25 protein-coding genes, 2 pseudogenes and 2 other annotated features are annotated in these 23,717 nt (G+C 52.5%); of the genes and pseudogenes, 19 read left to right on the top strand and 8 right to left on the bottom strand.

What is annotated here, in order from left to right:
- Positions 1 to 137 precede the first annotated feature (137 nt).
- The 5 genes from BAA01_06775 (at position 138) to BAA01_06755 (ending at position 3,840) form a co-directional block, all read left to right on the top strand.
- Positions 138 to 956, top strand: coding sequence for a hydroxyethylthiazole kinase (locus tag BAA01_06775; GenBank protein OUM86444.1), 819 nt, complete (start codon positions 138 to 140; stop codon positions 954 to 956).
- 9 nt (positions 957 to 965) lie between these two features.
- Positions 966 to 1,400, top strand: coding sequence for a hypothetical protein (locus BAA01_06770; GenBank protein OUM86443.1), 435 nt, complete (start codon positions 966 to 968; stop codon positions 1,398 to 1,400).
- Positions 1,401 to 1,410: 10 nt separating this feature from the next.
- A complete protein-coding gene (locus BAA01_06765) occupies positions 1,411 to 2,592 on the top strand; it encodes a hypothetical protein (protein OUM86490.1) in 1,182 nt (393 codons plus the stop codon).
- A 75-nt stretch (positions 2,593 to 2,667) separates the two neighbouring features.
- Positions 2,668 to 3,300 carry a hypothetical protein gene (locus BAA01_06760; protein ID OUM86442.1) on the top strand — a complete coding sequence of 211 codons (633 nt, stop codon included), beginning with the start codon at positions 2,668 to 2,670 and terminating at the stop codon, positions 3,298 to 3,300.
- A gap of 63 nt (positions 3,301 to 3,363) precedes the next feature.
- Complete coding sequence (locus BAA01_06755; protein ID OUM86441.1) at positions 3,364 to 3,840, top strand: hypothetical protein; 477 nt, start codon at positions 3,364 to 3,366, stop codon at positions 3,838 to 3,840.
- Between the two features lie 109 nt (positions 3,841 to 3,949).
- Here BAA01_06755 and BAA01_06750 read toward each other — a convergent pair whose 3' ends face one another.
- Positions 3,950 to 4,195 (bottom strand): hypothetical protein, encoded by a 246-nt coding sequence (locus BAA01_06750; protein ID OUM86440.1) that lies wholly within the window; start codon positions 4,193 to 4,195, stop codon positions 3,950 to 3,952.
- A gap of 201 nt (positions 4,196 to 4,396) precedes the next feature.
- Between BAA01_06750 and BAA01_06745 the strand changes: the two genes are divergently transcribed.
- On the top strand, positions 4,397 to 4,759 hold the full coding sequence (locus tag BAA01_06745; protein OUM86439.1) for a hypothetical protein: 363 nt from the start codon (positions 4,397 to 4,399) through the stop codon (positions 4,757 to 4,759).
- A gap of 79 nt (positions 4,760 to 4,838) precedes the next feature.
- Here BAA01_06745 and BAA01_06740 read toward each other — a convergent pair whose 3' ends face one another.
- A complete protein-coding gene (locus BAA01_06740; GenBank protein ID OUM86489.1) occupies positions 4,839 to 5,858 on the bottom strand; it encodes a ferredoxin--NADP(+) reductase in 1,020 nt (339 codons plus the stop codon).
- A 266-nt stretch (positions 5,859 to 6,124) separates the two neighbouring features.
- On the opposite strand from BAA01_06740, the gene BAA01_06735 reads away from it, so the two are divergent.
- From BAA01_06735 to BAA01_06725, 3 genes are all read left to right on the top strand, one after another.
- Positions 6,125 to 7,267 (top strand): NADH dehydrogenase, encoded by a 1,143-nt coding sequence (locus tag BAA01_06735; GenBank protein ID OUM86488.1) that lies wholly within the window; start codon positions 6,125 to 6,127, stop codon positions 7,265 to 7,267.
- A gap of 16 nt (positions 7,268 to 7,283) precedes the next feature.
- On the top strand, positions 7,284 to 7,547 hold the full coding sequence (locus tag BAA01_06730; protein OUM86438.1) for a hypothetical protein: 264 nt from the start codon (positions 7,284 to 7,286) through the stop codon (positions 7,545 to 7,547).
- A 366-nt stretch (positions 7,548 to 7,913) separates the two neighbouring features.
- The gene (locus BAA01_06725; protein ID OUM86437.1) at positions 7,914 to 8,945 is read left to right on the top strand and encodes a threonine ammonia-lyase; all 1,032 of its coding nucleotides are present in this window, start codon (positions 7,914 to 7,916) and stop codon (positions 8,943 to 8,945) included.
- Positions 8,946 to 9,051: 106 nt separating this feature from the next.
- On the opposite strand, the gene BAA01_06720 is transcribed toward BAA01_06725, so the two are convergent.
- The 3 genes from BAA01_06720 to BAA01_06710 form a co-directional block, all read right to left on the bottom strand.
- Positions 9,052 to 9,843: a thiazole synthase gene (locus BAA01_06720; protein ID OUM86436.1), complete on the bottom strand. Its 792-nt coding sequence runs from the start codon at positions 9,841 to 9,843 to the stop codon at positions 9,052 to 9,054.
- A 70-nt stretch (positions 9,844 to 9,913) separates the two neighbouring features.
- Positions 9,914 to 10,117: a thiamine biosynthesis protein ThiS gene (locus BAA01_06715; GenBank protein OUM86435.1), complete on the bottom strand. Its 204-nt coding sequence runs from the start codon at positions 10,115 to 10,117 to the stop codon at positions 9,914 to 9,916.
- A gap of 16 nt (positions 10,118 to 10,133) precedes the next feature.
- Entirely contained in the window at positions 10,134 to 10,775 is a 642-nt protein-coding gene (locus BAA01_06710; GenBank protein ID OUM86487.1) for a hypothetical protein, read from the bottom strand.
- Between the two features lie 106 nt (positions 10,776 to 10,881).
- Positions 10,882 to 10,997: a binding site (TPP riboswitch), on the bottom strand.
- A 414-nt stretch (positions 10,998 to 11,411) separates the two neighbouring features.
- On the opposite strand from BAA01_06710, the pseudogene BAA01_06705 reads away from it, so the two are divergent.
- Positions 11,412 to 11,822: pseudogene (locus BAA01_06705) on the top strand (hypothetical protein).
- On the opposite strand, the gene BAA01_06700 reads toward BAA01_06705, so the two are convergent.
- Both BAA01_06700 and BAA01_06695 read right to left on the bottom strand, forming a co-directional pair.
- On the bottom strand, positions 11,797 to 12,570 hold the full coding sequence (locus tag BAA01_06700) for a cobalamin-binding protein (protein OUM86434.1): 774 nt from the start codon (positions 12,568 to 12,570) through the stop codon (positions 11,797 to 11,799). The pseudogene BAA01_06705 and the gene BAA01_06700 sit on opposite strands and share 26 nt — an antisense overlap.
- A gap of 51 nt (positions 12,571 to 12,621) precedes the next feature.
- Entirely contained in the window at positions 12,622 to 13,089 is a 468-nt protein-coding gene (locus BAA01_06695; protein ID OUM86433.1) for a hypothetical protein, read from the bottom strand.
- Positions 13,090 to 13,202: 113 nt separating this feature from the next.
- On the opposite strand from BAA01_06695, the gene BAA01_06690 reads away from it, so the two are divergent.
- The 9 genes from BAA01_06690 to BAA01_06650 all read left to right on the top strand — a co-directional run bounded on the left by BAA01_06690 (position 13,203) and on the right by BAA01_06650 (position 23,117).
- Entirely contained in the window at positions 13,203 to 13,622 is a 420-nt protein-coding gene (locus BAA01_06690) for a hypothetical protein (GenBank protein OUM86432.1), read from the top strand.
- A gap of 65 nt (positions 13,623 to 13,687) precedes the next feature.
- Positions 13,688 to 14,485, top strand: coding sequence for a hypothetical protein (locus BAA01_06685; GenBank protein ID OUM86431.1), 798 nt, complete (start codon positions 13,688 to 13,690; stop codon positions 14,483 to 14,485).
- Positions 14,482 to 14,916, top strand: coding sequence for a hypothetical protein (locus BAA01_06680; protein ID OUM86430.1), 435 nt, complete (start codon positions 14,482 to 14,484; stop codon positions 14,914 to 14,916). The genes BAA01_06685 and BAA01_06680 overlap by 4 nt, the downstream gene beginning before the upstream one ends.
- Positions 14,917 to 14,991: 75 nt before the next feature.
- Positions 14,992 to 15,101, top strand: a binding site (SAM riboswitch class I).
- Positions 15,102 to 15,211: 110 nt separating this feature from the next.
- Positions 15,212 to 16,501: an O-acetylhomoserine aminocarboxypropyltransferase gene (locus BAA01_06675; GenBank protein ID OUM86429.1), complete on the top strand. Its 1,290-nt coding sequence runs from the start codon at positions 15,212 to 15,214 to the stop codon at positions 16,499 to 16,501.
- Between the two features lie 148 nt (positions 16,502 to 16,649).
- Positions 16,650 to 17,699 carry a homoserine O-acetyltransferase gene (locus BAA01_06670; GenBank protein OUM86486.1) on the top strand — a complete coding sequence of 350 codons (1,050 nt, stop codon included), beginning with the start codon at positions 16,650 to 16,652 and terminating at the stop codon, positions 17,697 to 17,699.
- Positions 17,700 to 17,793: 94 nt separating this feature from the next.
- Positions 17,794 to 18,273 carry a hypothetical protein gene (locus tag BAA01_06665; GenBank protein ID OUM86428.1) on the top strand — a complete coding sequence of 160 codons (480 nt, stop codon included), beginning with the start codon at positions 17,794 to 17,796 and terminating at the stop codon, positions 18,271 to 18,273.
- Between the two features lie 287 nt (positions 18,274 to 18,560).
- Positions 18,561 to 20,456: a protein prkA gene (locus tag BAA01_06660; GenBank protein OUM86427.1), complete on the top strand. Its 1,896-nt coding sequence runs from the start codon at positions 18,561 to 18,563 to the stop codon at positions 20,454 to 20,456.
- Positions 20,457 to 20,543: 87 nt separating this feature from the next.
- On the top strand, positions 20,544 to 21,692 hold the full coding sequence (locus BAA01_06655; protein ID OUM86426.1) for a sporulation protein YhbH: 1,149 nt from the start codon (positions 20,544 to 20,546) through the stop codon (positions 21,690 to 21,692).
- A gap of 12 nt (positions 21,693 to 21,704) precedes the next feature.
- Positions 21,705 to 23,117, top strand: a complete 1,413-nt coding sequence (locus BAA01_06650) for a stage V sporulation protein R (GenBank protein OUM86425.1) — start codon at positions 21,705 to 21,707, stop codon at positions 23,115 to 23,117.
- A 78-nt stretch (positions 23,118 to 23,195) separates the two neighbouring features.
- On the opposite strand, the pseudogene BAA01_06645 reads toward BAA01_06650, so the two are convergent.
- A pseudogene (locus BAA01_06645) lies at positions 23,196 to 23,543 on the bottom strand (ABC transporter).
- Between the last annotated feature and the right edge of the window lie 174 nt (positions 23,544 to 23,717).

Genomic DNA, 23,717 nt, shown 5'->3' with positions numbered 1-23,717 from the left:
TGGTTATCCTGGTTAGTTCATAATAAACGGATGTCGTCCTTAATCCTTAATTATATATGAGATGCGTGTTTTTGACAGCCAAAAAACGGTTGTGATAAGATGTTACAGAATGTAACGGAGAAGGGGCCTGTCACGTCATGGAAAACGGTTTTGGAAAACGTGTTGCCGAGCTGAGGAACAAGGTGCGGGAACAAGTTCCTTTGATCCAACACATCACCAATGTGGTGGTTACCAATTTTACAGCCAACGGCACCCTGGCGATGGGTGCTTCTCCAGTGATGGCGTATGCCCATGAAGAAGTCGAAGAAATGGTCCGGCTGGCAAATGCCCTGGTCCTGAATATCGGCACGCTGACGGCGGATGAGGTAGAGGCGATGGTGCTGGCAGGACGGGAAGCCAACCGGCGGGGTATTCCTGTGCTGCTCGATCCGGTAGGAGCGGGGACGACCAGGTATCGGCTTGAAGCGGCAAAACGGATTCTGGAACAAGTTTCGATTACAACGGTACGGGGAAACGCCGCAGAAGTGGCTGCCTTGACAGGTTTGGCTTGGGAAAGCAGGGGAGTGGATTCGGTAGGAGAGCATGGAAACCGCATCCAGTTAGCAAAAGATGCTTTCAAGATGCTCGGCATTACGGTAGCGGTGACAGGTCCAGTGGATGTCGTCGCCGGAAAAAGCGGGGTATTAACAGTAGAAAATGGTGTTCCGATGTTGGGCCTGGTCACCGGTACGGGATGCCTTGCCACCGGCGCGGTGGCCGCGTTTACCGCGGTGGAGCAGGATGAAGTGCTGGCTGCTGCCTCCGCATTGGCTTACTACGGCCTGGCCGCCGAGGTTGCTGTGGCTCGTGCCCAGGGACCCGGCAGTTTTCAGATGGCCTTTCTGGATGAACTGTACAGGCTGTCGGATCAGGAACTCAAGGAAGGGGTTCGTATCACCGCTGTCGAGTGGAGGTAGGGACAATCGGTGCTTTACCATGTCGATGTGGAAAAAATTGAGCGGCATTTGCAGTATATTGAGGCCCAACTGCCCATACTGAACCTCCTGTCAGATTCGAAGGAAGCGAACCTGAACGAACCGGTGATTCGCCTGGCGGCCGAACGACTCCTTTACCTCCTGGCGGAGGCGATCACGGATGTCAGTTCGCTCGTCATTGACGGCTTCATGTTACGCGATCCGGGAAGCTACCGGGATATGGTGGAAATATTGGCGCAGGAAGGCGCTTTCTCTGCAGCATACGGTGAACGGCTGGGAGAATTGGTTGCCTTTCGCAGCCGTCTGGTAAGGAATTATTTGGATGTGACGATTCAGGAACTGGAACAGGCTTTGCGCCTGGCTGTACAGATTGCTCCTTCTTTTCCATCCTATATTCGTTCCTTTTTGGCAGAGGAATTGTTCTAGGATGATCCGTATGGCATGGATCGTGTATCTGTTGATTGTCGTTTCATTCCTGGATCTGTTTGTGCCGCTGCCGGTCATTAGCCCCTATGCCCAACAACTGGGGGCAGGCCCGGTGGCGATCGGCTTTGTGATTGGCGCCTATTCGTTGGCCAATCTGCTCGGTAACGTCATGGCGGGAAAATGGATCGATCGTCATGGAGCCAATGGTGTATTGGTTATTGGGATGGCGGCGTCGGCATTTTTTTTGGCGCTGTATTCCTTGGCGCAAAAGCCCTTTGATCTGATCATTGTCCGTTTGCTCCACGGATTTGCCGCGGGCTTGCTGGTGCCAAGCGCCTTTACCCTTGCCTCATGGCGGGCGCAGCGGGGAGAACAGGGGAGAAATATGGCCGTTTCCGGAGCGGCTGTGGGCGTGGCGGCTGTCATTGGTCCGGCGTTGGGCGGGATCTTGAGAGCCAGACTGGGCTATGACGCAGTATTTTGGTTTGTAGCTGCGCTGATGCTGGTGAGCGCCTTTTTATGTTGGGCGATTTTTTCCAGATCGGCTCAAGCGGGACATGAGCCAAAAAAGAAAGAGATGGTCCGGAGATTTCCGGACAAAGTGGACTGGGCGAAACTGTTCCGAAACCCATATGTCACACAAGCTTGTTTGGGGGCTTTCGGGCTGACTTACAGCATTGGGGTTCTTTCGTACATGCTTCCCTTGAAGACGGAATGGTTGGGGTTGAACCGGTCGGCGGCCGGGCTTTTGATGAGCACCTTCGGTTTGGTTGCCATCCTGATTTTCTTGTTGCCCACAAATCGCCTCTTTGATCGAATGGATCCTTTAAAGACGATGTTGTCCGGCATGGCTGTCATTGCCGTTTCCGAACTGGGGCTCGCTTATTTGGCACAAATGGTGCCGTTGTTTGTTGCGATGGGGGTTTATGGGATTGGTTTTGGTTTCCTCTTTCCGTCAATGACCAAGTTGTTGGTGGAACATGTTCCCGACAGCGACCGGGGCAAGGCGTTCGGGCTTTTTTATGCGTTTTATTCCATCGGTGTGATGATCGGTTCCTTTATGATTGGGCTGGTTGCTCACACGCCCCAAGCTGCCTTCATGTGGTCTGCAGGTGTCATGATGCTGCTGGGGTGTTTGATTCTTTGGCAGGCCCAACGGAAACAAAAAAAGCGACAAATCCAAGTGAAATAAGGGCGAAGTTTACTTATCTCCTCCTTTTCAGTACAATAACAGTAATGAACCGTTTCTTGAAGAGGGTGAACCGAGGTGACGGTGGGTATCGGCAGTACACGTGAAGAAATTTTATACCTGCTGAAGAATCGTCCGTATCTTTCTGTGGGGGAAATCGCACAGGAACTTGGCATTACGGAAATGGCAGTACGACGCCATTTGAATAATCTTGAGCGGGATCACTATCTTTCTTCCCACTTGGTCAGGCAGTCGATGGGACGTCCAAGTCGGGTCTATTTTCTGACAGAGAAGGCAGACGATCTCTTTCCAAAAGCGTACCCCACCTTTGCCTTGGAAATCATTGAGGATTTGGAAGCATTAAAAGGACCTGAAGCCGTTCAGCAGCTGTTTGCGCGGCGGGAAGAGAGACTGTATCAGCAATACCAGGACCACGTGAGCGGAGAGGATCTTGACGAAAAGGTCCAGCAGCTGGCGGGACTGCAGGATAAGAAAGGTTATATGGTCAAGTGGGAGAAACAAGGGGAGCAGTACGTTATTAAGGAATATAACTGCCCGATCGCTCGGATCGCGAAGCAATTTCCACTAGCCTGTCAAAATGAAGTCAGTCTGTTTGAACGCCTTCTCGGCAGGCCGGTTCAACAGGTTCAATGCATCGCTCAAGGAGCAACTCATTGCATGTTTACCTTTTCGGCGCATCCAGGCAAGTAACCGGCGCGAGCTTCGGACGAAAGGGTGATGAGCGTGCTCCGTTTTCCAGCTGCAGGAGGCGGGATGATTCAGTTGACCTTTGACTTGCAGCATGTAGAAGCAGAGGCAGCCAGGCACGTCCTGATCTTTCCCAGTTACAATCATCGCTTGCTGATGGTTCATCATCAGACAAGAGGCTGGGAATTGCCGGGGGGCAAGGTGGAAAAGGGTGAACATCCGATGGCAGCCGCCGTCCGCGAGGTGTATGAGGAGTCGGGGGCCGTTCTCAAGGGATTGCAATGGATTGGCCAATATTCCCTTGAGAGCGAACGCTTCCGGTTGACCAAAAACATTTATTATGCGGAGGTTTTGCGGCTCGAACCATTGCCAAAAGGATTTGAGACGGATCAGATTCGGCTGTTTGATGTACCGCCCCATCCTGTTGATGGAAAAACGTTTAGCCACATCCTGCAGGATCGTGTCTATCCTCTCAGCTTGGACTACATTGCGGCGCATTACGAGTCCCGGTGGAAACGGAAAGGGACTGTTCCAAACGCCTAATTAACAATGCGTGCAAAAGGCAGTCGCGCAAAAGGCCATTACGTGTAAAAAATCATCCCGCCTCATTTTGGCAATGAGGCGGGAATTTTTCGGGGACCAACCTTGTTTATTACAGCACTTGCTCCACTTCCACGATTCCAGGCACTTCTTCCATCAGTGCCCGCTCTACGCCTGCTTTCAGCGTGATGGTAGAGGCCGGGCAGCTTCCGCAAGCGCCCATGAGACGCACCTTTACAACGCCATCTTCGACGGCAACCAGCTCAATATCGCCACCATCCCTTTGGATGAAAGGACGCAGTTTATCCAGTACTTCCTGAACCTGTTCTTCGATGGTCGGGTTTTTGGTTTGCTCCATTACTCCCAACTCCTTTCGCGATTTATTTTTATTATAATCCATCTTTGTTTTCAAATCCAATTATTATTTGCCCTTGCGCACTTGTCAGTCTCAAACATGAGGCGTATACTATATTATACAAAATGCAACTGACAAGATGTAAACCGCTTCTTGCCAATGCAATCAGCTCTTTTGGAGAACGACTGTTGAAGCGAAAGGAGGGTGTCTGGAATGCTGACACTGACCGAACCGGCATGCAATAAAATCAAGGAAATGATGGAAAAAGACGGAAACCCGGATCTGTATTTGCGCATCGGGGTTCAGGCTGGCGGTTGTAGCGGGTTCTCGTATGGAATGGGATTCGACGACCAAAAACGCGAGGATGATACCGAGTTTGAGCAGCATGGGGTTCGCGTGTTGGTGGATTCACACAGCGCGAAATATCTTCAGGGGGTCGAAATCGACTACAAGGAGAATCTGATGGGTGGCGGCTTTACGATCCATAACCCCAATGCCATCAGCACTTGTGGATGCGGTCATTCTTTCCGGACTAAAGAGGATGCCGGCCAGCCTGAACATTGCTGACCGTCAAATCATGAGATGATGGGGCTGTCCCAAACGTCAAGCGACGAAAGGGGCAGCCCTTGAATTTTTGTCCCTGGCTTCAGAGGTTGAGATTGCTGCTGTGGCCTGGTTGCAGGCGGGCGCTCGGGTCAATGTATTGTTTGGCATTGCTGACTGCCGTGGGTGCCTCGCCAAAGCCTGTCGCGATCAGCTTGATTTTTCCTGGATAGGTGACGATGTCACCGGCTGCATAGATGCCCGGTATGTTGGTTTCCATCCGTGAATTCACCTTGATGGAGCCGCCCTCAATTTCCAATCCCCAGTTTTTGATGGGACCCAGTGAAGAAACGAAACCGAAATTGACGATTACCGCGTCCACTTCGATCACGTTTGTTTCCTTGGTCTTGTTGTCGATGAGGTGAACCTTTTGAATCTCCGTCTCGCCTTCCAGCGCCGTGATTTCTTTTGGCGTCAAAATGCGGACAGACGATTTTTTCAGGTTCTCGACGCTGTGTTCATGGGCCCGAAACGTGTCGCGACGGTGTACCAGGGTCACTTCCTGAGCGACAGGCTCCAGCATGAGGGCCCAATCCACTGCCGAATCCCCGCCGCCTGCTACCAATACTTTCTTATCCTTAAATGCGTTCAGATCTTGGACAAAATAAAAGAGATTGGTCTTCTCAAAATGCTCGATGTTGTCCAGGGGCAACTTGCGCGGTTCGAAGGCGCCAACTCCCGCCGTAATGATGATCGCTTTGCTGAAGTGAACGCCGCGATTCGTGGTTAGGCGAAAGGTATTGTCCTCCTGTTTTTCCAGTTCCAGGACGCGTTCATTCAGACATACTGTAGGATGAAACAGGTTCATCTGCTCGATCAATTGATCCACCAGTTTCTGTGCGCGGATACGTGGGAATCCGGCTACGTCATAGATGTATTTTTCCGGATAAAGTGCTGCCAACTGGCCGCCCAATTGGGGAAGGCTTTCGATCAGTTTGACGCTGCAGTTCCTGATGCCGGCATAAAAAGCGGCAAACAGTCCTGTCGGTCCACCGCCGATAATGGTGATGTCATACACCTTCTCGTCTACATGTTTCAAATCAGTTTCTACCAATTCGACCATCACTTCACCCCCGAAGAACCTTTCGAAAACGGCAACCTTGTACATTATAAACTGCCGGTGTTATTTAATAAACCCCTTAAAAAAGCGTGTGTAAGAGAAATTGATCGAAGAAAGGTATTTTCCTATGCTTGCCTTGAAAAATCGCCGGGAAAAGCATATCATGATAAAGGATTTATCCTGATTTTGGGACGGAGCTGTACCTCGCAGGAAAGGATGCGTGAATCGTGGCAAAAATACTGATCCTCGGTGGTGGCTACGGTGGGATCATGACGGCCGTCACGTTGCAGAAAAAACTGCACTACAATGAAGCGGACGTCACGCTGGTCAACGAAAACAGCTACCATTATTTTACCACTGAACTCCACATGCCGGCGGCGGGTACTTACCATCACAATCGGGTAAGGGTGCCGATAAAGAGCCTCTTGAATGAGAACAAAATTCGCTTTGTCCAAGGCAGGGTAGCTGCGATTAACCTGCCATCCCAGCAGGTGGAACTGGAAAACGGCGAGTCTTTGGATTACGATTACCTCGTGATTGCACTGGGGAGCGCCCCAGAAACGTTTGGCATACCAGGTCTCCTGGATTATGCTTACGGCATCCGGAACATCAATACGGTGCGCATGATTCGCCAGCATATAGAATATATGTTCGCAAAATATGCCAATGAACCGGAGCGGTTGGAACTTCTGACGTTTATCGTCGGTGGGGCCGGGTTTACAGGAATCGAGTTTGTCGGAGAGCTGGCGGATCGGGTGCCCGAGCTTTGCCGCGAGTATGATGTGGATCGTGAGCTGGTCAAGATTTACAACATTGAGGCGGCCCCTCAGGCGCTGCCCGGCTTTGATCCCGAGCTGGTGGAATATGCGGTCAAGGTGCTTGAAAACAAAGGGGTGACCTTTTTGATTAACACTCCGATCAAGGAGTGCACACCGGAGGGGGTCATCCTCGGCGACGGGCGCGAAATCAAGGCGGGAACCGTGATCTGGACGGGCGGCGTGCGCGGCAATGCGATTGTGGAGAACAGCGGCATCGAGACGATGCGGGGACGGGTCAAGGTGGACGAATACCTGCGCGCTCCTGGAATGGAGAATGTGTTTGTCATCGGGGATTGTTCACTGATCTTTAATGGCGAAGGACGTCCTTACCCACCCACCGCCCAGATGGCGACACAGCAGGGGAAAGCTTTGGCAAACAATCTCGTGGCCTTGCTGCGAGGCTCCCGGATGGAACCATTTCAATACCGTCATCGCGGCACTATCGCTTCTCTTGGAAAAGGAGAAGGAATTGGCATGATCGGCAAGCGGAAGCTGTTTGGATCGTCGGCGGCCTTTATGAAAAAAGTGGTGGACAACCGTTCCCTGTTCATGATTGGCGGCCTGTCCCTGGTTTTGAAAAAGGGAAAGTTCTGATGCCAGAGGTGAACGGATGAATATCGCACAGTTTGTCATATCCATTCCGTTGTTCATGCTTCTGGCGTTTGGGATTGGTTTTATTCTCAACATGCTGGCGAAAACGACCTGGCTGCCGATCCTGCTTTACCTGGGCGTTGTGGCTTATCTTTTCTTCTTCAAGACGCAGGGGCGTTTTGCACTGGTGGATTGGGTCATTTTGTTTGCCGGTTTGGCAGGTTGCGTGCTCAGCGGCATCGTCATCAAGACGCTTCGTCTGCGGGGGTTTCGCATGTTTTAGATGGGCCATGAATTGATTTGCACATGTAATTGTGATAAGATTGCTGTTGAATGCCATATCCTGATTGTAAAGAAAAGTGCATGACGGAGCAGAATCGATGAGCAGGAGAGTAACGGATGGTTGAGCTTCGCAGAGAGCCGGTGGGGGTGGGAATCCGGCAAGTGGCCATCCGTGAAGATCACCTGTGAGATGAAAACCGAACGCGTGAGGCCAGTAGGTTTTTCCGGGACTCCCCGTTACAGGAGTGAGGCGGGCGACGCCTCAAAATGAGTGCCAGCTATTGCTGGAAGAAGGGTGGTAACACGGGAACCTCTCGTCCCTTGGGGATGAGAGGTTTTTGACTTTGAGAGAAGGACTGGTGAGGTGATGCATGATGGGGATTTGGTTCAATACAGCGATGTGGTTGACGCGTTAAATGTGGTAAGCGAAGTGGTACACCGGACGCCGCTTGTCTATTCGAAAACGTTCAGCCTCTGGAGCGGCAGTGAGGTGTACCTGAAACTGGAAAATCTGCAGCGAACAGGCGCGTTTAAAATTCGTGGCGCCTACAACATGATTGCCCACCTTGCCCCTGAAGAGCGGGCCAAAGGAGTGGTTGCAGCATCGGCAGGCAATCATGCGCAGGGTGTTGCCCTGTCTGCTTCTCTCTTTGGCATTCCGGCCACCGTTGTGATGCCGGAGAAGGCTCCCCAGTCCAAGATTGAGGCGACGGAAGGATATGGGGCCAAAGTGTTGCTGCGGGGGACCACATACAATGACGCGTACGAATATGCGATGCAGTATTGCCGGCTGACTGGAGCTACCTTTGTTCATGCATTTAACCATCCGCACGTGATAGCTGGCCAAGGTACGATTGCATTGGAAATTTTGCAAGAGCGCATGGATTTGGACGCCATTTTGGTGCCCATTGGCGGTGGCGGTTTGATTGCGGGGATTGGTGTGGCTGTCAAGGCGATCCAGCCCCAGATGAAAGTGATCGGCGTACAGCCGGCCGGTTCCCCTTCAACGGTTCTGTCGCTGAAGAATGGGCAACGGACCACGCTCTCCTCGATTCAGACGATTGCCGATGGTCTGGCCGTGAAGACGCCCGGAGAACTGACTTTTTCGCTCATCCAAAAAGTGGTGGATGATGTCATCACCGTGACGGAAGAGGAGATCAGCGAGGCCATGTGGCTCTTGTTGGAGAGAAATAAAAACCTGGTGGAAGGAGCGGGAGCGGTCGGCGTTGCCGCCCTGTTGAACAACCGCTGTCCTGGACTGAAGGGTAAAAAGGTGGCCGTCGTCGTCAGCGGAGGAAACGTGGATATGAGCCGCCTGCTGGCCTTGCCGCGCAAGGAACAGTCCGCTCATTTCTCAAGAGAGGACCGGAAGCCGAAAAAGGCCCTTCAGCATGCTTAATCGAATAGGTTGCCGCAAGGCCATAAAAAGAGGGCATTCCGCAGTGGCGTTATCTGCCTTGGGGTGCCCTCTTTCTATTTATTAATATTCCGTTATTATGTTCCGCTTATTCCGCTTTTGCGGCTGTTCCCCACGGGAGGCCTGATGTAGGACTGGAGGCAGAGGCGACGGCTTTTTTGGGGATGCGACCGGCCAGGTAACCTTTGCGTCCGGCAATGATCGCATCACGCATGGCTTCGGCCATGAGAACAGGATCGGCTGCTTGCGAGACGGCTGTGTTGAGAAGGATCGCGTCGGCTCCCAGTTCCATGGCCAGCGCGGCGTCGGCCGGTGAGCCGATGCCGGCATCCACGATCACCGGAACCCGTGCCTGCTCGCGAATCACTTGCAGGTTGTAAGAGTTGAGAATCCCCAGACCGGTACCGATGGGAGAGGCGCCGGGCATGACGGCGGCAGCGCCTGCTTCCTCCAGTTTTTTCGCCAGGACGGGATCGTCCGAACAGTAGGGCAGAACGATAAACCCTTCGCGGACGAGCTGGCGGGTGGCTTCCAGCGTGGCGATTGGATCGGGGAGCAGGTATTTCGGATCGCCGATCACTTCCACTTTGATCATTTCGGAAAGGCCGGATGCGCGGGCCAGGCGGGCGATGTGAACCGCTTCTTCTGCCGTGGTGGCCCCTGCCGTATTGGGCAGGAGCTTGTACTTGGATAGATCCAGCATTTCCAAAAAATTGGGTTCATCGGGTTTGTCCAGGTTGAGTCTGCGGACGGCAAAGGTGAGAATTTCCGCCTGTGAGGCCTCGACCGCTTTGGCTTGAACCTCCAGCGACGAAAATTTTCCCGTTCCTAGCAGGAAGCGGGAGCGAAACGTATAAGGACCGATCTGCCATAGGTCCATGCTGGTAAAACCTCCTTTTGGCATTTGTATTCCTATTCCTATTCCTAAGATCTTGGAGCGAAGGTGCCGGTCAGCCACCTCCGACAAAGTGGACAATTTCGATTCTGTCACCCTCCCGGAGCGGAGCGGATGCGTAGTTTTCTCGTTTCAGAATTTCCTCGTTGTGCTGGACGATGAGAATCTTTTTTCCGATGTTCAGATGATCAAGCAATCTTTGAACGGTATCCACCTCTGAAGGGATCTCGCGGCTTTGTCCGTTAATGTAAAGAAGCACAACTGACCCTCCTTTGTCATGAATCGTCATTATGGGCCGGTTTATCCGCAAAACGGGCGATCTGTTCTTTCAGGGCCATGGCTTCTTGAAGCGGTTTTGAAGCGGACATGACAGCGGAGATGACTGCGATGCCGGCGCAACCGGTAGCCAGCACCTGCGCGGCGTTGTCAGGCGTGATGCCGCCAACGGCAATGACTGGAACGGGAAGTTGATCGACCATGTTTTTCAGGACGGCCGTGCCATGTCCGGGAAGCCCTGGCTTGGAAGGGGTTTGGAAAATGTGCCCAAAAAGAACCCACTGCGCTCCGGATGTTGCCGCTTCAAGTCCTTCCGACAGTGAATGGACCGAGACGCCGGCAGCCATTTCTTGGGATAGATGTGGCTTCAGCGCAGCCAGGGGCACACTGTGGGAGGTGATTTGCACCCCGCCTGCGGCGAGGGCCAAGCTTACGTCCAGCCGATCGTTGATGATCAGTTTGTGGCGGGGAAAACCGGAGCGCAAGAGCTCTTCTCCCCACTCCCACATTTGGCGGGCTGTCCAATGCTTTTCCCGCAGGATGAAACCGTCGATGACCGGCGCAAGCTCGGAGGCGATGCGCAGCAGACGGGCATATTCCCCTGTGCCGTCACTGATTACCAGCAGTACGGGCCTATCCATCAGAGCGGGCATGAACTGTTTCACCCTTCATCTCTCCTCCGGAAACAATAAAAAACACCGCATGGACCAGCGGTGTACAGATCTGCCTTTCTCATCGGCATCCACTCCGATGTTGGCTTCCTCTCCCTACGCTGGCATTATCCAGTACAGGTTCTTACGGTCGATGCTTCAGGCAGCATCCTCTCAGCCGGACCATGTTACCCAGCTCCCGCGTGCCAAACTAATGTATGCGGTTGTGTACGTTACCTTAAGTCTATCAGATTTGGCGGCCTTTGCAAAGAATCAGATCGGCAATGAGCGGTACGTCATGGGCGCATGTTTTTCCGCAATCAGGGAAAGCTATGCTCGGTTTTACCACGAGGCGAGACGAATGGTCTTGATTGCGGAGGTGGGGGGTTCGTGCCCCATTTGGCAAAACGAACATTGTTCTTTCTCATATTGGGATGTGGATGCTGGCTGCACGTTTTGATCGCTGAAGGCATATGGATGTTTCCCCTCGCAACGCAGGTGGAGGAGCCCGTCCAAAGACCGGCGCTTAAACGCGACGTGCGTCAGAGTCAGAACCTGTCTGCCCCGGCTTTGACCCTGGAAACGGTCAAGGAGCCGCAGTATGTCATGGAGCAGGTGAAGGGCCTGCCCACCGTGCGAGTGACGGCAACTGGTTATACGGCGGGTGTGGAATCGACAGGAAAAACACCGGACCATCCAGCCTATGGCATTACTGCGTCCGGTGTACGGGTACGGAGGGATGTGTATTCGACGATCGCCGCTGATCCCAATGTGTTTCCCATGGGCACGATTCTCTATATTCCCGGTTACGGTTACGGTGTCGTGGCAGATACCGGTTCAGCCATCCGTGGCCGTTTGATCGATTTGTATTATGAAACCGTGGAGGAAATTTATGACGAGTGGGGAAAAAAAGAGGTGCAGGTTTATCTGGTCCAGCGGGGAGACGGAAAGGTTACGGAAGAGATGTTGGATGAATTGAACCGCCGTGCCAAGTCGGTTCCGGTTGATGCTCCTACAATTCCGGGTGAATCAGGTTGACCAACGCTTCCAGCCCGGTCAGCAGCCGTTGCGATGGGCGGCAATAGTATCCTTCTTGCAAAATATGCACCCGATTGTTTCGAACGGCTGACATTTGATCCCATTCGGGACGTCCCGTGATTTTCTCCTTTTTGATCTTTTCGATGGGGACTCCGCACCAAACAATCAATACAAAGTCCGGATCCTTCGCGGCGACACTTGCGTGATCCGTTTTCACATTATCTGTCGGCACTTCTGCGAACAGGTTTTCCCCTCCGGCGAGCCGGCTGATGTCCGTCAACCAGTTATCCCTTCCGGGGGTGTACACCGGATTGGGCCACCATTCCCAATAGAGGGTAGGGCGGTATGTGACATGGGTCGTGCGGGAGGCGATGGTTTCCAGTTTCCGCAAAAATTTGTCCGCTTCCTCTTGTCCGCGCGCCGGCACGCCACAAGCGCTTCCCAAAAGACGGAAATTGTCCGCTATCTCGTCGATGTGTTGGGGATTCAGGATGATATAGGGGAGGCCCAGCCGTTCCAGTTCTTCAATGTTTCTCTCCATGCCCGGTACGCTGAGTGAAGCGACGACCAAATCCGGCTGCAGGGCAGCCACTTTTTCGGCATCAATGTTCAAGTCACGGCCGACCCTGGGTTTGGTGTTGACCGCAGGTGGCCAGTCGGAGTCGTCATCCACCCCGACCACGTCATCCCACAAGCCCAACGCCACAAGCAATTCCGTATTGCTCGGGCAGAGGGAGACAATCCGCATCTGTACATCACCTCGATATTGCCATTCTTCAACAGATAATTTATAACGGTGTTAAAAAGGCGACCAGGCATGCACGGCTAGGGCTGTAAACAATCCCAGCCAGCCGCCGGCAAACACTTCCGTGGGCTTGTGGCCAAGCAGCTCTTTCAATTTTTCTTGTCCCTTTTCAGGGTGGCTCCAGTCAATTTCGCTGATGTCTTTCAGTTCCTCTAGCAGCTGGTTCAGGATTGCGGCGTGTTCGCCGGCATGGCGCCGGACTCCTGCCGCATCAAACATGGTGATCACGCTGAAGATGGCACTGATGGCAAACAGGGGGGAATCAAGCCCTTCCTGCATTCCGACGGCAGTGGTCAAGGCGACGACTGCGGCGGAATGGGAACTGGGCATTCCCCCTGTGCTGAACAGCAAGTGCCAGTTCCATTCACGCAAAGCCAGCCAATGGAGCAGGACCTTGATCGTCTGGGCGAAACAGATGGCGGTTAATGCCGCCCATAACGGAAAATTGTACAATAAGTCCATCCTGATCGTCCTTTCCTGCAGACTATTTTATAGTGTGTCGAGGGAAACGTCTATCTGTTTTTCGAGATTCCTGTTTCCTGTTTTTTGTTTTTGGCGGAGAGGAGGTATCAAAAGTGGCAAAGCGTTACCCTGACCTGTATTACCGGTTTTTTGAACAGTTCAATCAGGGGGAATATTACGCCTGCCACGATCTTCTGGAGGAGCTATGGATGGAAGATCGGAGCAACAAATTTTTGCAGGGGTTATTGCAAATGGCTGTGGCCATCCATCATATCCAGAATGGGAACGTGATTGGCGCGCGGCGCCTTTTTCAGTCGGCGCAAGCTTATCTTCAGCCGTACCGTCCCCGCTATTGGGATGTCAATCTGGAGATCGTCCTGCAATATATTGACGAGTGTCTGCGCCTTCTCCCGGCAGCGGATAAAATCAGCGTGGAGGAAGCCCGCCGTCTGTCCCTGCCGGCGTTGGTGCTTCACGTTGAGGAGGGGCCGGATTCTCCAAAAACCTCCATCAAACAATCGGAATCGCTCTGAATCCAAATCATGACGACTGTTTATACTATACGCCAAAACATTGCTGCTGACGAGGAGGCTTTCACTTGCTGTCAAAGGAACATCTGGAACGCTTCAGACAGACCCTGTTGGAACGATTGGATGCTGCCGAAAATCAACTGGAAAAGAATGAGAACTTTGGCTTAAACCGGGCGATGGCCAAGGAGTCGCTGGGAGAATTGTCCAACGTGGATAATCACCCTGCTGATCAAGGCAGTGAGTGGTTTGAACGAGGCAAAGATCTGGCGCTCAAGCGACATGTGGAAAATGAGATCCGGGACATTCAGCGCGCCTTGGAAGCGATTCGGGAAGGCTGGTACGGGCGGTGTGAGGTTTGCCGCCAGATGATTCCGCTGGAGCGGCTGGAAGCGATACCGACAACGACCACCTGTGTAAAACATGCCCACCAGCACGTTTCGGAGTCCCGGCCAGTTGAGGAGAGCGTGATTCGTGAAGCGTTTGGCCGCTATGACGATGATCCGCAAGACGGGCGGGAGGATGCCACGTTTTACGATACGGAGGATGCATGGCAGGATGTGGCCAGATATAATGAACTTGTCGGGGTCAACGAAGAGGACATTGAAGCGGACGAGGCGCGGGGATATGTGGAGGAGATTGAGGGTTTTTTGGTCACCGACCTGTATGGAGAGGAACGGGGCGTTGTGGACAGCAACTTGCGGGCTGAGTATCAGAACATGCTGGATGATGAAGGGGTCATTTCCGTCCTCGGCAACCCAGGTCCGGAAGATTACACGCTCTGGGAGGGATATGTGGACGTGGAGGAGGAGCGTGCCCGATTGAAGAAGGAGGCCCGTTCGCGCAAACCGACAGGAGGAGTTGGATGAAGCTGGAGCCGAATGCACGGAAGGAAACGGCCTCTTCCATGCAGGCCAGGCATCTGCTGAAGGGATTGATCGTCGTCACATTGATCGCTGCTGCCAGTGGCATCTTGTTGTTTTTACCGCCTTTTTCGATTTGGCCGTTGTATCCCGTAACGCTTTCCTTTCACGCTTGGATTGGGATTTTCATTTCCGTTCCCTTTTTTCTCGCCATCCTGATTCACGGGATGGCCTCCCTGCGCAAAGCCGGTCTTGGTCGATGGAAGCGTTCCGGGATGGTTCTCGGTCTTGCTTTTATGCTGGTGTTGGCCACAGGCATCTGGCGCATGATCGAACCGGAACTTCCCGGGTGGCTTCTGGTCGTCCATATCGTATGCGGTTCGCTGGTGATTCTCCTGAGCCTGGTACATGGTGCCCGGGTACGGCTGGATCGCTGAAGATTGTTTTTTCTTGACAGCAGGCATAACCCTTCTTATAATGAGGTTAATCCTTGACAATCTAACAATAGCACACTCTTATCCAGAGCGGTGGAGGGACTGGCCCGATGAAACCCGGCAACCGGCAGCGCGTGCTGCAAGGTGCTAATTCCTGCAGAATCATAGACGATTCTGGAAGATAAGAGTAGAGAGTGAACACAAAACCCTCTTCTCTTACGAAGAGGGTTTTTTGTTAAAACAACCCGATAGAGAAAACGATGAAACCAAGAAACTTTGATGAGAGGGGCTTCAAACCATGGCAGAGGAAACCAAAGCATGGCAATTGGAAACGATAGCTGTACACGCGGGACAAGAACCTGACCCGACGACCGGTGCCCGAGCGGTACCGATCTATCAGACCACTTCCTACGCATTCCGGAATGCGGAACACGCTGCCAATCTCTTTGCACTCAAGGAGACCGGAAACATTTATACCCGGATCATGAACCCGACGCAGGATGTATTTGAAAAACGCATCGCCGCTCTCGAGGGGGGCATCGGCGCTCTGGCTACTTCGTCGGGGCAGGCCGCGATTAGCTACGCCATTTTCAACATCGCAGGCGCCGGAGACGAGATCGTATCTTCCTCCAACCTGTATGGCGGAACCTATAACCTGTTTTCCACCACCTTGCCGAAACTGGGTATTAAAGTGCATTTTGTGGATGGCCGCGATCCGGAAAATTTCCGGCGCGCGATCACGCCGAGGACGAAGGCGCTGTATGCCGAAACCGTCGGCAATCCGCGCATGGATGTACTGGATATCGAGGCTGTCGCCGAGATTGCCCACGAGGCCGGCATTCCGCTGATCGTCGACAACACGCTCACGCCATACCTTTTGCGGCCGATTGACCACGGCGCGGATATCGTAGTGCATTCGGCAACCAAGTTCATCGGCGGGCACGGCACATCCATTGGCGGAGTGATCGTCGACAGCGGCAAGTTTAATTGGGACAACGGAAAGTTTCCCGGCTTGACAGAGCCAGACCCGAGCTATCATGGTCTCTCTTACACCCGCGATGTGGGAGCGGCCGCCTATATCATCAAGGCGAGGGTGCAGCTGTTGCGCGATTTGGGTGCGGCGATCTCCCCCTTCAACGCATTTTTGTTCTTGCAGGGCCTGGAGACCATTCACCTGCGGATGGAGCGGCATAGCGAAAACGCCCAGCGTGTGGCCGAATATCTGGCGGAACACCCGCTGGTGGAATGGGTGAATTACCCGGGGTTGCCTTCTAGTGAATCGTACGCGCTGGCGAAAAAATACCTGCCCAAGGGGCAAGGCGCCATTCTGACATTCGGAATTCGTGGCGGGCTGGAGGCTGGGAAACGGTTTATCGATGCGCTCAAGTTGTTCTCACTTCTGGCCAATGTCGGTGACGCCAAGTCGTTGGTCATTCATCCGGCCAGCACCACACACCAGCAACTGACGCCGGAACAACAGCTAAGCACCGGGGTGACGCCGGAACTGGTCCGTCTGTCGATCGGAATCGAACATGTGGAAGACATTTTGGCAGATTTGGAACAGGCCTTGCAAGCGAGCCAGGCGTAGTCAAACAATAGCGTGTCTTGATGAGCAGGTTTGATTGGAAACAATGGAAGAGGTGAAGAAGCATGGGGATGGAAAGCCGGTGTTGAAAATTAAGGAGCGGGAAGAGGTGGATGGCTGCCTGAAATTGGCCGATATCGGCGATTTTCAGATGGAAAACGGGGCTGTTTTGCCGGAAGTGAAAATCGCCTACGAAACTTACGGGCAGCTCAACGAGAAAAAAGACAACGCCGTGTTGGTCTGTCACGCGTTAACCGGAAATGCCCATGTTTCAGGAACTGCCGGTCACCCTGGGTGGTGGGACGGCCTGGTTGGGCCGGAAAAATGGCTGGATACCGACCAGTACTTTGTCATCTGTTCCAACGTGCTTGGCGGCTGCAGCGGCAGCACCGGCCCGGCCAGCCTGAACCCAAAAACGGGAAGACCTTATGCGACGAGCTTTCCAACAGTCACCATTCGTGATATGGTGCGCGCCCAGAAGGCGCTGTTGGATCAACTTGGCATTCCCCGGCTGCGCTGTGTGATTGGCGGTTCGATGGGCGGAATGCAGGTGCTGGAGTGGGGGATCCTTTACCCCGACTTTATGGACTGTCTGATTCCCATTGCGACAGCCGCCCGCTTTTCGCCCATGGCCATCGCGTATAACCATGTGGCGCGGGAAGCGATCATGAGCGATCCGGCCTGGCAGGGCGGAGAATACTATCCGGGCCCGGGACCGGTGAAGGGATTGTCGATTGCCCGTGCGGTCGGCATGATCAGCTATCGTACGGCGGAACTGTTTGAGGAGCGGTTTGGACGTCGTCTGCAGCAGAGTGAGGAACCGCAAAGGGAACTTGATTTTCATTCCACCTATGCCGTGGAAAGCTACTTGCGATACCAGGGGGAAAAACTGGTTCGGCGCTTTGACGCCAACAGTTACCTCTATCTGCTGAAAGCGATGGACACGCACGATATTTGCCGGGATCGCGGCAGCCTTGCGGAAGTGCTGAATGTGATACAGGCAGAGGTGTTGTTGATCGGTGTGGAGGAAGATCTCCTCTATGAAATTTCCCACCTCCGCAATTTGTATCAGATGCTCAAAAGCCTTTACAAAAGAACAAAAATGTTGACGTTCAGCTCGCCGTTCGGTCACGACGCATTTTTGGTGGAAACCGATCTGATCGGACCCGTCGTGAAACAAGTGTTGATGCAGGGTGTCTAACAACCGTTGGTGTTACATCCACTGTCGGGAAACATCCCGTCAGTGGGTGCTTTTTTCTTTTACGCCGATCTTTTTATATGAAGGAGGATGCCGCATGGAGTGGCTGGTATGGGGAATCATCCTGTTCCTGTTTGTGGCCAGCTTTGTCGGTTTGGCAGCGCCCATCATCCCATCCACCCCCCTGATTCTGGCCGGATTTTTGCTTTATCAGTTTTTTATCGGCGATGCTCCTTTGGGATGGGGGTTCTGGCTGACGACGCTCGCCCTGACTGTTCTCAGTTTTGTGATTGATTATGTATCCAGCGGCCTTTTCGTGAAGCGCTACGGAGGCTCGAGAGGTTCCTTCTGGGCTGCTGTCCTTGGTGTGATGTTTGGTCCTTTTCTTTTGGGGCCTTTCGGCTTGTTGCTTGGACCTTTTTTGGCGGTTGTGTTGGTCGAGTTGTTCCATCATCAGAAGATCACGCAGGCGATCCGCGTGGGGGCAGCTTCTGTCGTCGGGTTTCTGGGAGGCAGTTTGTTTCGCGGGTTGATCCATCTGGGGATGATCATTTGGTTTTTTGTTCTGGTTTTTTAGCCTTTCTTTGACCCTTATCTATTTTTGAAGCGGTGGGCATGGGTAACTCTGCAAGTGGTTTTGCATACATATAACATACATCATAAATAAAATCGCGACTATAAGCCCTCTTTTAGGATGGAGAATATATCCCACGCCACCGAATACATTTAAATTATCGACACCTGAATCGATTTCATGGTAAGATAATTTAAATAAAAATTTAATTTCAAATAATGTCATGCGTTCCATTGCTGAATTGAACATGTCTTTGTTGTATGTTTGCTTTCCAAAAGGGAGGAGGCTCTATGGATATCTTAAAACGTATCGAGGAACACCTGAGCCGTGAAGAAAAGCTGAGATGGGAAGGTACATTTGCCGAGTATCTGGAGATTGTGAGAAATCATCCCAATGTCGCCCAGACTGCTCACGCTCGTGTATATAACATGATTGCCAGCGCAGGCATAGAGGAAGTGAATGGCCACCGCCGATACCTGTTTTTCAGTAAAGAGATTTTTGGCTTGGACCGGACCATTGAACGATTGGTGGAAGAATATTTTCACTCGGCGGCCATGCGACTGGACGTCCGCAAGCGGATCTTGCTGCTGATGGGGCCGGTCAGCGGTGGAAAATCGACGATTGTCAACCTCCTGAAACGGGGACTGGAGGCCTATTCACGAACCGATGAAGGGGCGTTGTACGGAATCAAGGGCTGCCCGATGCATGAAGAACCCCTTCATCTGGTTCCCGCAGAGTTGCGCCCGGAAGTGGAAAAAGAGCTGGGAGTGAAAATTGAGGGGGAGCTGTGCCCCTATTGCCGCCTGATGGTGGAGCAGGAATACAACTGGCGGGTGGAGGAGGTACCGGTTGAACGGGTGCTGCTCTCGGAAAGCCAGCGGATCGGGATCGGCACCTTCAGCCCTTCGGATCCGAAGTCCCAAGACATTGCCGATCTGACTGGGAGCATCGATTTTTCAACAATCTCCGAATACGGCTCGGAGTCAGACCCAAGAGCTTACCGTTTTGATGGGGAGTTGAACAAGGCCAACCGGGGGATCATGGAGTTTCAGGAAATGCTGAAAAGCGACGAGAAATTTCTCTGGAATCTCTTATCGCTGACACAAGAGGGCAACTTCAAGGCGGGCCGCTTCGCCTTGATCTCAGCGGATGAACTCATCATTGCGCACACCAACGAATCCGAGTACAAGGCGTTCATCAGCAACAAGAAAAATGAAGCCCTGCAGTCAAGGATAATCGTCATGCCGATTCCCTACAACCTGCGGGTATCGGATGAAGAGAAGATCTACGAGAAACTGATTCGCCAAAGCGACCTCGGCCACGTTCACATCGCGCCGCATGCGCTGCTGGCCGCCGCCATCTTCTCGATCCTGACGCGCTTGAAAGATTCCAAGAAGCAGGGGATGGACCTGATTAAAAAGATGCGCCTGTACGACGGCGAATCGGTGGAAGGATTCAAGGACAGCGACGTGGAAGAGCTGCGGAATGAATATCCGGAAGAGGGGATGGACGGAATCGATCCGCGTTATGTGATCAACCGGATCTCCAGCGCCTTGATTCGCCGTGACACCGAATGCATCAATGCCTTGGATGTGCTGCGCGCTTTGAAGGACGGCTTGGATCAACACCCTTCCATTACCAAGGAAGAGCGGGAAAAGTATCTCAACTTCATTGCTTTAGCCCGTAAGGAATACGACGAACTTGCGAAAAAAGAGGTTCAGAAGGCGTTTGTTTATTCATATGAAGAATCAGCAAAGACCCTTCTGGAAAACTATCTGGACAATGTGGAGGCTTATTGCAACTGGACAAAAATTCGCGATCCCCTGACTGGCGAGGAGCTTGATCCGGATGAAAAGCTGATGCGTTCCATCGAGGAACAAATCGGCATTTCGGAAAATGCGAAGAAAGCGTTCCGGGAAGAAATTTTGATTCGCATCTCGGCCTATGCGCGAAAAGGGAAAAAGTTTGACTATAATTCACATGAGCGTCTGCGGGAAGCGATTGAGAAGAAGCTGTTTGCCGATTTGAAGGATGTGGTCAAAATTACCACTTCCACCAAGACGCCGGATGAGAGCCAGTTGAAAAAAATCAACGAGGTGACGGCACGACTGATTGATGAAAACGGCTATTGCCCCATCTGTGCCAATGAGTTGCTGCGTTATGTCGGCAGTTTGTTGAACCGTTAAGTTAAAGATGAAGAATCCCGGTTGGCGGCACTGATGAGGTGTCGCTTTTCGTTCCCTATCAAATCTTAAACAAGGGGGGCATTGCAAGTGAATCGAACGCCGTTTACGGTTTCACGCGACGATTGGTCCCTCCACCGAAAAGGATACCAGGATCAATTGCGTCATCAGGAGAAAGTACGGGAGGCCATTAAGAAAAACCTGCCCGATCTGATCAGCGATGAAAGTATTGTCATGTCGGATGGAAAGCAAATTGTGAAAATCCCGATCCGTTCGCTTGAGGAGTACCGCTTTCGCTACAATTTCAACAAGCAGAAACACACCGGACAAGGGAACGGAAAATCAAAAGTTGGCGACATTCTCGCAAGAGAAGCGGATGGCCATCCTGGCCAAGGGCAGGATGGCGGCGCGGGGGACCAGCCCGGCGTGGATTACTATGAAGCGGAAGTGACACTGGATGAAATTGAAGAAATGCTTTTTGCGGAACTGGAGCTGCCCAATCTGCAGCGCAAAGAAGAGGATCAAATGGTGGCGGAGGACATCCAGTTTGTCGATGTGCGGAAAAAAGGGCTGATGGGGAATCTGGACAAAAAACGGACGATCTTGGAGGCGATGAAACGCCATGCGGTAAAAGGCGGAAAGGGACTCGGGGCGATCACGCCCGACGACTTGCGTTTCAAGACCTGGGAGGAAGTGGAGCTGCCCCATTCCAATGCCGTAGTCATCGCCATGATGGACACGAGCGGGAGTATGGGCACATTTGAAAAATACATCGCGCGCACTTTTTTCTTCTGGATGGTTCGGTTTTTGCGAACCAAGTATGAAAATGTGGAAATCGTTTTTATCGCGCACCACACGGAGGCGAAAGAGGTCAACGAAGAGGAATTTTTCACGCGCGGTGAAAGCGGCGGAACCATTTGTTCGTCCGCTTACCGGAAGGCGCTGGAAATCATGGATGAGCGGTATCCCAGCGAACGGTACAACATCTATCCGTTCCACTTTTCAGATGGTGACAACTTGACCTCCGATAACGAGCGGTGCGTGAAGCTGGTAAAGGAAATCATCGAACGGAGCAACATGTTTGGCTACGGTGAAGTGAACCAATACAACCGGCACTCCACCCTGATGACAGCCTATCGGCAGATTCAGGATCCGAAGTTTGTCCATGTGTTGATCCGCGAAAAGGTAGACGTCTACGAGGCCCTCAAATCTTTTTTCAGGCCACGGTCAGTCGCCTAGGGAGGGGTGTGCGTGAAACAGGATGAGATCAAGCTGTTTGAACGGGCGATTGAGGAGATCGCCGAGGTGGCCAGAGGGTTTGGTCTGGATTTTTACCCTATGCGTTTTGAGATTGTGCCGGCCGATGTGCTGTATACCTTTGGCGCATACGGCATGCCGACCAGATATAGTCATTGGAGCTTTGGCAAAGCCTTTCACCGCATGAAAATGGACTACGATTTGAACCTGAGCCGCATTTACGAGCTGGTGATCAACAACGATCCGTGCTATGCCTTTTTTCTGGAAGGCAACAGCCTGATCCAGAACAAAATGATTGCCGCCCACGTGATTGCCCATTGCGACTTCTTCAAGAATAACATCCGTTTTAGCCAGACCAACCGGCAGATGGTGGAAAGCATGGCCGTATCTGCCGAACGGATTCGCCAGTATGAGATGGAATATGGATCACAGGAAGTGGAAAAGATTCTCGATGCCGCCATGTCCATACAGGAACATATTGACCCTTCCTTGGTGAAACCACCGCGCCGCCCGCCGGAAGAGAAGACGCGCTCGCGGGGAGAGCGGCCCAAGCCGCGCACGCCTTACGATGATCTATGGAAGTTGGATGGGACGCCAGAAACGCCGCGGGAGGAGCGGCGACGCCGTTTTCCGGAACAGCCGCAGAAAGATCTGTTGCTCTTCATTTTGGAGCACAGCCACGAGTTGAGCGAATGGCAGCGGGATATCCTGACCATCGTGCGGAATGAAATGCTCTATTTCTGGCCGCAAATTGAGACCAAGATCATGAATGAAGGCTGGGCTACCTACTGGCACTTGCGGATCATGCGGGAACTGGATTTGACGGAAGAAGAGACGATCGAATTTGCCAAGCTGCACAGTTTGGTGGTACAGCCCTCACGGCACACGATCAATCCGTATTACCTGGGTGTAAAAATATTTGAGGATATTGAAAAGCGCTGGAACGAGCCGACAGAGGAGGAACAAAAAAGGTACGGCAGAAAGCCGGGGAAAGGGCGGGAGAAAATTTTTGAGGTTCGTGAAATCGACTCGGACATTTCGTTCTTGCGAAACTACCTGACGAAAGAATTGGTGGAGGAACTGGATCTCTACATTTACCAAAAAGTGGGCAATGATTGGATGATTGTGGAAAAGGACTGGGAAAAAGTTCGTGATCAGATGGTGGCGGCCAAGGTCAACGGCGGATTCCCCTATATTGTTGTGGAAGACGGGGACTACCTGAAAAATGGCGAGCTTTACCTGAAACACCAATATGAAGGGATCGAGCTGGATCTGAAGTACGTGGAACGCACGCTCCCCTATGTCTACACCCTCTGGGGACGGACCATCCATCTTGAAACGGTGGTCGAGGAGCGGCCCGTGCTGTTTACCTATGACGGAAAGCGGGGCCACCGGAGATTTTTATAGAACAGTCCTTCATGCATGCAGCGTCATGACGGCGGTGCCTTTTTCTTTATCTTTGGCCATGCAATGAATCGCAATGGGTCATGAGGGCACGTGCATCGGTTGACGGCTTTTTCCGTAAGGAATGCACATCGGAAATCCATACAATGGGCATGGCGTAATTTGGCAATCCATATTGAACACCGTTTGCACCAATTCCCTCGTAATAATCTCTTCCGGCTTGCCCTGGGCATACACGGAACCTCGATGGATGGCGACAATGTGATGCGCATAGCGGCAAGCCAGGTTTAAATCATGCAGCACCATGACGATGGTGCATTTTTCTTTTTCGTTCAGGTCATACAACAAATCCAGAATCTCAATTTGATGGGTCATGTCCAAATAGGTGGTCGGTTCGTCCAGAAGGATGATGTCCGTGTTCTGCGCCAGGTATCCTCGACGATCTGGAGAAATATTTTTTGGATAACAAGTAGATGGAGCTTCTCGAAAACGTCTGGCAAGGAAAAAGGGGCTGCCCCAAGTCGTAGACTTTTGGGTCAGCCCCTTCATGCTGCCTTGATTTCATGCTGCCTTCCCTTCATGCCGCCTTCAATCGAGCGATTG

The organism is Bacillus thermozeamaize, from assembly GCA_002159075.1.
GTDB lineage: Bacteria > Bacillota > Bacilli > ZCTH02-B2 > ZCTH02-B2 > Bacillus_BB > Bacillus_BB thermozeamaize.
This window is presented reverse-complemented; position numbering and strand designations above follow the sequence as displayed.

Coding starts and splice junctions, on each gene's coding strand:
- BAA01_06775 (OUM86444.1), top strand. CDS start 138: ATGGAAAACGGTTTTGGAAAACGTGTTGCCGAGCTGAGGAACAAGGTG.
- BAA01_06765 (OUM86490.1), top strand. CDS start 1,411: ATGGCATGGATCGTGTATCTGTTGATTGTCGTTTCATTCCTGGATCTG.
- BAA01_06755 (OUM86441.1), top strand. CDS start 3,364: ATGATTCAGTTGACCTTTGACTTGCAGCATGTAGAAGCAGAGGCAGCC.
- BAA01_06750 (OUM86440.1), bottom strand. CDS start 4,195: ATGGAGCAAACCAAAAACCCGACCATCGAAGAACAGGTTCAGGAAGTA.
- BAA01_06740 (OUM86489.1), bottom strand. CDS start 5,858: ATGGTCGAATTGGTAGAAACTGATTTGAAACATGTAGACGAGAAGGTG.
- BAA01_06735 (OUM86488.1), top strand. CDS start 6,125: ATGACGGCCGTCACGTTGCAGAAAAAACTGCACTACAATGAAGCGGAC.
- BAA01_06730 (OUM86438.1), top strand. CDS start 7,284: ATGAATATCGCACAGTTTGTCATATCCATTCCGTTGTTCATGCTTCTG.
- BAA01_06725 (OUM86437.1), top strand. CDS start 7,914: ATGCATGATGGGGATTTGGTTCAATACAGCGATGTGGTTGACGCGTTA.
- BAA01_06720 (OUM86436.1), bottom strand. CDS start 9,843: ATGGACCTATGGCAGATCGGTCCTTATACGTTTCGCTCCCGCTTCCTG.
- BAA01_06710 (OUM86487.1), bottom strand. CDS start 10,775: ATGGATAGGCCCGTACTGCTGGTAATCAGTGACGGCACAGGGGAATAT.
- BAA01_06700 (OUM86434.1), bottom strand. CDS start 12,570: ATGCGGATTGTCTCCCTCTGCCCGAGCAATACGGAATTGCTTGTGGCG.
- BAA01_06695 (OUM86433.1), bottom strand. CDS start 13,089: ATGGACTTATTGTACAATTTTCCGTTATGGGCGGCATTAACCGCCATC.
- BAA01_06680 (OUM86430.1), top strand. CDS start 14,482: ATGAAGCTGGAGCCGAATGCACGGAAGGAAACGGCCTCTTCCATGCAG.
- BAA01_06675 (OUM86429.1), top strand. CDS start 15,212: ATGGCAGAGGAAACCAAAGCATGGCAATTGGAAACGATAGCTGTACAC.
- BAA01_06670 (OUM86486.1), top strand. CDS start 16,650: ATGGAAAACGGGGCTGTTTTGCCGGAAGTGAAAATCGCCTACGAAACT.
- BAA01_06665 (OUM86428.1), top strand. CDS start 17,794: ATGGAGTGGCTGGTATGGGGAATCATCCTGTTCCTGTTTGTGGCCAGC.
- BAA01_06660 (OUM86427.1), top strand. CDS start 18,561: ATGGATATCTTAAAACGTATCGAGGAACACCTGAGCCGTGAAGAAAAG.